This window comes from Enterobacter soli ATCC BAA-2102 (assembly GCF_001654845.1).
Lineage (GTDB): Bacteria > Pseudomonadota > Gammaproteobacteria > Enterobacterales > Enterobacteriaceae > Enterobacter > Enterobacter soli.
Genome location: NZ_LXES01000069.1, coordinates 1 through 454 on the forward strand (window position 1 = coordinate 1; position 454 = coordinate 454).

The 454-nt window shown below is 51.1% G+C and carries 1 protein-coding gene; it reads right to left on the minus strand.

Translation table 11 applies throughout. The features are described 5' to 3' along the window. Nucleotides 1–454 (minus strand): hypothetical protein (locus M987_RS24865; RefSeq protein ID WP_064555918.1); only part of this gene is annotated, 454 nt, incomplete at both ends.

Sequence of the window (454 nt, forward strand, 5' to 3'; positions counted from 1 at the left end):
ATAGGTGAAGGCTACGTCAAAGACACCACTGTAAGTACCCACCGTCGGCAGGGCTGTTACGTTACTTGAGTTCACCCCGATAATACCGATAGTCACTGGTACAGTGGCAGCATTAGAAGTAATTGTCGTCTGGTTATTAGTACCGGAAGTACCGTTAACAAGTACGACACTCGAACCGCTTGCTGTTGAACTCTGCATAACAACTAATCCAACATTCGTAGCCGTGCCGGTAGCAATCCCTTTATCATTTGCTGATGGAATTACTCCCTGATATGTGTATTTACTTGTCACCTTGGTCAGGCCCGCCGGGCAGGCCGTGAACCCGAAGCTGCCACTGGCATAATAAGTAGTGTATGAAGTGTTGCCAGCCGCAAATAAAGTCGCAGCGGCCACGTTCGGCATGGTCAGCGTCTTGCTGGCATCGGCGGCATTCAGCGTGCAGGTGGCGGCACTC